Raw genomic sequence first — 8031 nt, 5'->3', positions numbered from 1 at the left:
GGCCTCTTCCACCAGCTCGGTCGGGTGGAGTTCCTTCTTGCGAACCAGCTCGGCGAGGGCGGTGGCGTCGAGCGCGTCGTATCCCTGGATGGACATGAAGAGGCTATCTACCATGCGCGACCATGGCGAAACCTCAGTACTGGCTGATCAAGAGCGAGCCCTCTGTCTACCCCTACGAGCAACTGGTGAAGGAAGGCCGGACGGCGTGGACGGGAATCCGCAGCTTCGAGGCGCGCAACAACCTCCGGGCGATGAAGTCGGGGGACCTGTGCCTCTACTACCACTCGAACGAGGGCAAGGCGGTGGTGGGCGTGGCTCGCGTGCTCACCGAGGCGGGAGAGGATCCCACCGCGCCCGGTGAGGACTGGGCCTCGGTGGACGTGGGCCCCGTGGTGGCCGTGAGCGAGCCGGTGACGCTCGCCACCGTCAAGGCCACCCGCGAGCTGAAGGACTTCCCGCTCATCACCCGCAGCCGCTTGAGCGTGGCCCCCGTCACCGCCGAGCACTTCAAGCACGTCCTCGCGATGGGAAAGACGAAGCTGCCCAGATCGACTTGAGTCCGGCCGTCGCCCTTCCAGTCATCGCGGATTTTTCCGCATCATTTTCCCCGACGGGCGCTCCTCTCCTTGCCTCAACCTCCAGGAGCGCCTCATGAAAACCGTATCCACTCACCTGCTGCTGGCGCTTTACCTGGCTCTGCTCGCGGGCTGCTCGCCCTCTTCCTCTGGCACCGGCTCGGTCCAATTCGCCGTCTCCGTTTCCCAGGCCCTCTCCTCCAGTGACGTCACCCGCGTCACGGTGACCGTCTCCGCCTCCGACATGCCTTCCCGTGTCGTCGAGCTGGCCAAAGCCAACGGCTCCTGGGGCGGCCTCCTCGGCAACCTTCCCGCCGGCTCCAACCGCTCCTTCCTCGCCCAGGCCTTCGACTCCTCCGGTACCGTTCGCTTCAAGGGCCAGACTTCCGGCGTCTCCATCACCGCCAACCAGACCACCGCCGTCGCCCTCACCCTCCAGGAGCTTTCTCCCCCTCCTCCCTACGGCAACGAGGCTCCTGTCCTCGACTCCCTCGTCTCCTCCTCCACCTCCGTCCAGACTGGAGGCTCCCTCTCCCTCACCGCCACGGTGCATGACCCCAACCCTGGGGACTCCCTCACCCTGGCGTGGACGGCCTCCGGCGGCACCTTCTCCGCCCCCACGGCTGCCACCACCTCCTGGACAGCGCCCTCCTCCACCGGCGTCCAGACCCTCACCTTCACCGTGACGGACTCTCAGGGAGCCGCCATCTCCGTCTCCCTCACCGTCAATGTCGTCTCCGGCACCGCCACCGGCAACGCCTCCCTCAACGTCTCCTTCAACCTCTGGCCTACCGTTTCCAAGGTCTCTGCTTCCCTCAACCGCCTCGACGCCGGGCAGTCCACCTCCCTCTCCGCCCTTGCCTCTGATGCCGATGGGGATGCCCTCTCCTTCCTGTGGGACTCCTCCTGCCCCGGTAGCTGGACGAATGCCACTTCCAGCGCCGCCTCCTTCGTCCCCTCCTCCGTACCGGCCGGCACGTGCAACAACTGCCGTCTCACCGTCACGGTCCAAGACGGCCGAGGCGGCCAGACGACGGGCTCCCTCTCCCTCTGCATCGCCGCCTCCTCCACGGAGCGCTTCCCGCCCAGCTTCACCAATTCCTACCAGTCCGCCACCTCCACCTCCCCGGGCCAGACGGTTGCCTTTGACGTCACCGCCATGGACCCCCAGTCCAGTTCCCTGTCCTTTGCCTGGACCGCCAATACAGGCTCGCTGGCCACGGCGCAGAACACGGCCAGCACCAGCCACGTTGTGTGGACGGCTCCTTCCTGTGTCTCGGCAGGCACGACACCCAGCATCACCGCCACCGTCACCAACGCCTTCAACCTGGCGGCCACCCAGAACTTCGCGGTGACGGGGCTGCCCGATGGCAAGGTCCTCGTCGCGGGGGGACATGGTGGTAACGCCGGCTACCTGGCGACGACGGAAGTCTATGACCCGACGACGAACACTTGGAGCACGACCGCCCCCATGGCCTCTCCTCGCCAGCTCCACACCGTGACGCTGCTGCCCAACGGCAAGGTCCTCGCCGCGGGAGGAAGATACAACGATAGTAGCGGTTTCCTCGCGACGGCCGAGGTGTACGAGTTGGCCTCGGGCACTTGGAGCACGACCGCCTCCATGGCCTCTCCTCGCCGGAACCACACGGCGACGCTGTTGAACAACGGCAAGGTCCTTGTCTCGGGAGGACTCAACGGCAGCCCCCTCGCGGCGGCGGAGTTGTACACGCCCTGAGTCCGCCCCTCCCAATTGTAGTCGACTACAATCAAGGTGCGACACGCCAACGGTGTGCGTTCAGGCCTTCTTGGGGTTCTCGCGAAACCACTTCACCGTCTCCCGGACCGCGTCGCGGTGCGGGGTGACGGGCTGCTTGCCGAAGGCGCGCTCGAACTTGTCGTGGTTGAAGTGGTAGGGCCCCTCCCACTGGTGGCCGTAGAAGTCGGGGGCACGCGCGAGCGCCACCTGCACGCGACCCTTCTCGTGGGCTTCCATGGCCATGCGCGCCAGCTCGGCGCGAACGCGGCCCTTGCGCGTCTTCGCCACGTGCGGCAGGTCCGCTGGTCCGAGCGGAGACTCCGCCACAAACAGAAGGAGCCGCACTCCCGTTAGCGAGAAGGGGCCTGGAGCGCGGCCTCGAGTGCCGCGAGGAGGTCGGGGTCCTCCGCCCTCACCGCGCCCACGTGGCTCCAGACGATGGTGCCCTGCCGGTCGACGAGGAAGCTCGCCGGCAACGTGGTGACGCCGAACGCCCCGGAGATACGATCCTCCGGGTCATGCCAGAAGGTGTAGGGCAGCTTGCGCCGGGCCACGAAGTCGCGCACCTCGCTGGCGGTGCGCCGCGCGTCCACGCTCACCCCCACCACGCGCAGTCCCCTGGCCGCGTGGCGCTCGTGCAGCGCGGCCAGTTCCGGCAGCTCGAAACGGCAGGGCTCGCACCACGTCGCCCAGAGGTTCACCAGCACCACCTGCCCCCGCTCGGCGGCGAGCGAGGCCGGCTGGCCCTCCAGGGTGCGCGCCGTGTACTCGGGCGCCGGTTGGCCCGCCGCGAGCGGGGCGGGAGCGGCCGTGGAGGCACTGGCCTCGGCCTCCGCCCGCGACGGAGCGGTGGGAACCTCGGCGAGGGACAGGCGCGCGGCCCGCACACGCGTGGGGCGTCCCGTCTCGGTCCAGGCGAAGAGGAGCGTGTCGCCCAGGCGCTCCATGCGGGGAAAGCCACTCTGGCGCTCGGCGCTCGTCTCCACGACGGGCACGGGGGCTCCCAGTTGTCCCTCGGCGGTGACGCGCCGCACGAGGAGCGTGGCCCGCTCCCGCTCGGCGGCGAGCCAGCTCACCAGCGCGTCTCCCTTCTCCCCGAGCACCACGTCCACCCGTCCGAGCGGCACCCGTCCGCCCTTCGGAGCATCCACCTCCAGAGGAGGCTGGAAACTGGCGCCCGCGTCCTCCGAGAAGGCCAGCCGCACCGAGGGACGGTCCCCCGCGTACGTGTACCAGGCCACCGCCACGCGTCGGCCCCGTGCCGCCACCGCGGGCCCGTTCACCGGGCAACCCGGGACACGCCAGCCATCCGCGTGCACGGATTGGGGGGGGCTCCAGCCACCCGCCGTGCGGCGCACGAGGGAGATGTCGCGCAGCTCGTCCTCGCCGCGATCGCGATACACCAGGACCGGACCCTCGGAGGTCATCGCCGTGGAGGTCCCGCAGCAGTCACACACCCGCGCGTCGAGAAGCTCGCCCGCCTCGAGCGCTCCCACGGCGGCGGTGCGCAGCGTCATCGCGCCCCTTGCGTGGTGGCCATCGTGTCCCGAGGCGCTGGCCGTCTCACGTCCGTCCAGCCAGAAGGCACGGACCCCCGGCCCGTCCGCCAGCAGCGAGACGAAACCGTGCTCGGTAGCGGTCCTGTCGCCGTGCGCGGGGCCGAGCCGCTCCCAGTGTTTCCCGCCATCCGTGGAGCGCCCGAGGATGACGTCATAGGCATAGGGGCCCTCTCCGGAGCGCTCGGCCCAGTGGGCGATCAGCGTCCCATCGCCACCGCGCGCCATCGAGGGGACGTCCGCCCAGTTGGCGACGAGCCCCTTGCCTTCCGCGAGCGTCGCCGGTTCGCTCCAGGCGCCCGCCTCGAGGCGTGAGAAGCGCAGCCGCCAGTCCTCGGCCTGCTCCGAGCCCGCCTTGGGTTCGAGCCAGGTGAGGAGGAGGGAGTCCTCTCCCTCCTGGGTCAGGTTGGGTGCCAGCGCCCCCGGGGCCGCCGGCGGCTCGAGCGGCACGAGCCCCTGGCCTGTCATCCCGCCGTGAGCGGGCACCGTCGCCCTACAACCGCACAGCACCAGCAGCAGCACTCTCCAGGTTTGTCCACGCATGCGCCGCGGACGATAGCGTGTTCAACCCGGGGGTGGATGCGACTCAGGCGTTGGCCGGGTGCAGCTTCTGCTGGAGCAGGTTCGCCCGGTTGCGCGCCGACAGGAGCTGCTGGCGCAGGGACTCGGCGTCTCGCGACACGTCCAGGAAGTCCTGCGCCTCCGCGTCGCTCGCCAGCTTCCCGGCGTTGTCCGCCACCTGCGACATCTTCTCGTTCACCTGCTGGAGCGAGGAGATGATCTCCTCCGGCGAGGCCGCCTGCCCCTGCTGCGTCATCCCCGCCACCTGCTGCATCTGCGAGCTGAGCCCTCCGGCCTCCTGCCCCAGTTCGCTGAAGCGCACCATCAGCTCCTGGTACACCTGCGTGCGCTGCTGAAGCTCCTGCGCCCGGCTGTTCACCTCGGCCGCCAGCGTCTGCTGCCGGTCCCTCCATTTGTTGAGCACCCCCAGCAGCGTGCGCATGCTCGCCACCATCCGCTCGTCGCAGTCCGCCACCGAGGTGAGCAGCTTGCCCATCTTCTCCAGGTTCTTCTGCGAGCGGAGCGCGCCGGTCCGCACCTCTTCCGCGAGGTCCTCGAACTTGCGCAACTCCTCCTCGATGGACTGCGCGGCGGTGACCAACTCGGAGGACTCGGACTGCTGCGGCCGCTTGCTCATGGGTGCTGCTCCGATTCGGAAGGAAGAGGGCTCGATATACAGGTTCTAACCGAGCGAGCCCGGGCTCATTTCGCTGAACTTGCCTGCACGGGAGCCGGTGCGAGCAGGCGCACCTTCGGTCCCACGAAGGTGTGCCGCTGGAATGCCAGCCAGTAGACAGTCAGCAGGGCGAGGGCTCCGGCGAAGGTGTATCCGGCCAGCTCGTTGGGCGGAAGGACGAAGAGCACCATCACCACCCCGCACCAGCCGAGCGCCACCACGTTCACCGGCAGGGAGAAGCGCCCCAGGTCCCAGGGTCCCCGGTGCGACCACGCGCCATTGCGTCGCGCGAGCAGACCCACCAGGACGGGCAGGGCGTACGAGGCGTAGAGCGCCAGGGTGCTGAGGGCCACCATGGCCGCGTAGGCCCCGCTCCAGATGGCCACCACGAAGGCCGCCGCCACCGACACCCAGATGGCCACGTGCGGGCTGCGGAAGCGGGGCGACACGCGCGACAGGTACGTCGAGGCCGGCAGCCCCCCGTCCCGGGCGAACGCGAAGAGCATGCGCGAGTTGGACGTCACCGAGGACAGTCCGCAGAACCACATGGCGCCGATGGTGATCCACACCAGCGCCCCGCCGAGCGCCGGCCCGAGCGACTCGCGCAGCACGTGCAGGAAGGGGTTGGGCGCGGCGAGCGTGGCCGGCAGGTCTCCAATCGCCAGCGTCACCCCCACCAGCAGCGCGTAGCCCACCACCGCGCTCACCGCCACGGACAGGAAGATGCCCCAGGGGGCGTTGCGCGTCGGGTCCAGGGTCTCCTCGGACACGTGGGCGCTGGCGTCGTAGCCGGTGAACGTCCACTGCGCCTGGAGCAGGCCGATGAGGAAGCCGTAGGTGTAGAGGCTGCTCTCCGTGGAGACGCGCGTGAGGAGGAAGCCGAGGTCCTGCCGGGGCGCGAAGGCCACCAGCGCGCCGATCACCACCGCCACGCCGGCCACGTGGTACCAGGCCGACACGTTGTTGAGCAGCGCCACCGCGCGCACACCCACGTGGTTGAGCACCGCGTGGGACAGCAGGATGGCCGCGTAGAGGGGCAGCACGTAGCCCCGCTCGCGAGGCCACCCGAGCATGTCCGCGAGGAACTCCGCCAGGCCGAAGTCGATGCCCGCGGTGATGGCGAACTGGCCGATGGTGTTGAACCACGCGGTGAAGAAGCCCACCCGAGGGCCCCCCAGCATGGCGGCCCAGTGGTAGAGCGCCCCCGCCGTGGGGAACGAGGAGGCGAGTTGCGCGAGGCTCGCCGCCACCGTCAGCGTCATCACCGCCACCAACGGCCACCCCGCGGCCATGACGAAGGGCCCGCCAAAGCGCAGGCCATGGCCATAGAGCGTCACCGCCCCGGTGAGGATGGAGATGATGGAGAAGGAGACGGCGAAGTTGGAAAAGCCGCCCATGTCACGCAGGAGTTGCTGCGCGTACCCCAGTTGCTGGAGCTGGGCGGCATCCGCGTCGAGTTGATGCTTCTTGTCCTCTTCCATGGCCGCCACTATGGACACTCGGCCGGGAGGTGGGGAGGGGATGACGCGCGGAGTGTGGGCTCGTCGTCGCTACCGCGAGGACACCCCTACCGCCCGCGGGGCTCCGGACCGGCGCCGGGAGCTCCGGGGGGCGCCATGATGTGGCGCTGGATGCGGATCTGCCGCATGCCGCCGCCCATGTGCATGGGGCCCATCTCCGCCTCCAGCTTCGCCCAGAAGTCGGGGCCCAGCGCCTTCTTGATGGCCACCATCAGCCCCACCCGGTTCTGGCGCACCGCCGTCTCCGCGCGACCCACCTTCTCCACCAGATCCTTCACACCGCCCTCGTTGGGGCTCGGCTGGCGCAGCTCCTTCTCCAGCACGAGCTGGGCGCGCTTGAGATCCGCCTCCAGGCCGATCAGCGCCTCGTTGGCCGAGAACGTCAGGTCCTGAACCTTCCGCACGAGTTCCTGCGGCAGGCCGATCTTCGCCGCCACCTGCGGAGGAATCCCGAAGGAGGGCGGAGCCAGGGGCGGCTCGGGAGGCAGCGGGGGGAGCGGCGGCATCGGGGCATGCCCCGGCCCACCGCGGAGGATGACCACGTCCTCCTCCTTGTCCTGGGCGACGGCGGGCACGGCGGAGAGGACCACCAGGGCACACAGCAGTTTCTTCATCATGGTTCGGCTCCTGTTCACTGCGGGGAATGGACGGCGACGAGGGAGTCCGGCGGGCGCACCCACGCGGCGAGCGCCCCGAAGGGGGCGTAGGTCTCGTCCTGGACGCTCGGGTTGGTGCGCGTGTAGCCGTGCACCTCGTCGAACAGCACCGCGAGGGAGACGGTCTCCGACCGGGCCGTCAGCTCGCCGGAGGGCACGGGCCGCCCGGCGCGCAGGGAGAGTTCGGACGGGCCCCCTACCCCGGAGTCGAGCGGCACCGGTGTCCTCACCCGGGGCGAGACGAGCAGCACCAGGGCGACCACGGCGGCGGTGGCGGTGACACTGCCCACCATCCGGCGGCGGTGCTGGCGGCGGCGCACCTCACCGAGGATGGCCTCACGCGGGATGGCGGCCGGCTCGGGGGGATCCGGCAGGCGGAGTGAGGTGGCGGACGCGTGGAGGCCGGCGAGCGCGCGGCACTCGGCGCACTGGCGCAGGTGCGCCTCGAAGCCCGGGGGCCGGGGCAGGCGCTCGTCCACGAGGGCCGCTGCGATGTCCTGGCAGCTCATGGTGTGTCTCCTCGGAGCGCGTCCGCCGCCTTCAGCTTCTGGAGCGCCCGGTACAGGTGGATGCGAACGGTGCCGCGGCCGATGTTCATGACGTCGGCGATGGCATCGAGGTCGAGCCCCTCCAGGTAGCGGAGGGAGAAGGCCGTGGCCTGCTGGGCCGGGAGCGTCCGAAGGGCCCGGCCGAAGGCGCGCCAGCGCTCGGCGCCAGCGAAGCGTTCCTCG

9 protein-coding genes are annotated in these 8031 nt (G+C 70.0%); 2 read left to right on the top strand and 7 right to left on the bottom strand.

Annotated elements, in window-relative coordinates; genetic code table 11:
- Positions 1-122: 122 nt before the first annotated feature.
- Positions 123-557, top strand: a complete 435-nt coding sequence (locus VF794_RS07180; RefSeq protein ID WP_331108432.1) for an EVE domain-containing protein — start codon at positions 123-125, stop codon at positions 555-557.
- A gap of 94 nt (positions 558-651) precedes the next feature.
- The gene (locus VF794_RS07175; RefSeq protein ID WP_331108431.1) at positions 652-2310 is read left to right on the top strand and encodes a Kelch repeat-containing protein; all 1659 of its coding nucleotides are present in this window, start codon (positions 652-654) and stop codon (positions 2308-2310) included.
- Between the two features lie 60 nt (positions 2311-2370).
- Here the strand turns inward: VF794_RS07175 and VF794_RS07170 are convergent, their stop codons facing one another.
- The 7 genes from VF794_RS07170 to VF794_RS07140 all read right to left on the bottom strand — a co-directional run.
- The gene (locus VF794_RS07170; RefSeq protein ID WP_331108430.1) at positions 2371-2619 is read right to left on the bottom strand and encodes a hypothetical protein; all 249 of its coding nucleotides are present in this window, start codon (positions 2617-2619) and stop codon (positions 2371-2373) included.
- Positions 2620-2681: 62 nt separating this feature from the next.
- On the bottom strand, positions 2682-4430 hold the full coding sequence (locus VF794_RS07165) for a redoxin domain-containing protein (protein WP_331108429.1): 1749 nt from the start codon (positions 4428-4430) through the stop codon (positions 2682-2684).
- Between the two features lie 43 nt (positions 4431-4473).
- Complete coding sequence (locus VF794_RS07160) at positions 4474-5085, bottom strand: hypothetical protein (RefSeq protein ID WP_331108428.1); 612 nt, start codon at positions 5083-5085, stop codon at positions 4474-4476.
- Between the two features lie 65 nt (positions 5086-5150).
- Positions 5151-6605: an amino acid permease gene (locus VF794_RS07155; RefSeq protein WP_331108427.1), complete on the bottom strand. Its 1455-nt coding sequence runs from the start codon at positions 6603-6605 to the stop codon at positions 5151-5153.
- An 86-nt stretch (positions 6606-6691) separates the two neighbouring features.
- Complete coding sequence (locus VF794_RS07150; RefSeq protein ID WP_331108426.1) at positions 6692-7261, bottom strand: hypothetical protein; 570 nt, start codon at positions 7259-7261, stop codon at positions 6692-6694.
- Positions 7262-7275: 14 nt separating this feature from the next.
- Complete coding sequence (locus VF794_RS07145) at positions 7276-7809, bottom strand: hypothetical protein (protein ID WP_331108425.1); 534 nt, start codon at positions 7807-7809, stop codon at positions 7276-7278.
- Positions 7806-8031 (bottom strand): sigma-70 family RNA polymerase sigma factor (locus tag VF794_RS07140; RefSeq protein WP_331108424.1); only part of this gene is annotated, 226 nt, incomplete at its 5' end. The genes VF794_RS07140 and VF794_RS07145, both read right to left, overlap by 4 nt.

Source organism: Archangium sp. (assembly GCF_036389735.1).
Classification (GTDB): Bacteria; Myxococcota; Myxococcia; order Myxococcales; family Myxococcaceae; genus Archangium.
Note: the sequence above shows the minus strand (reverse complement) of the source record. Positions and strands in the feature narration are given on the sequence as shown.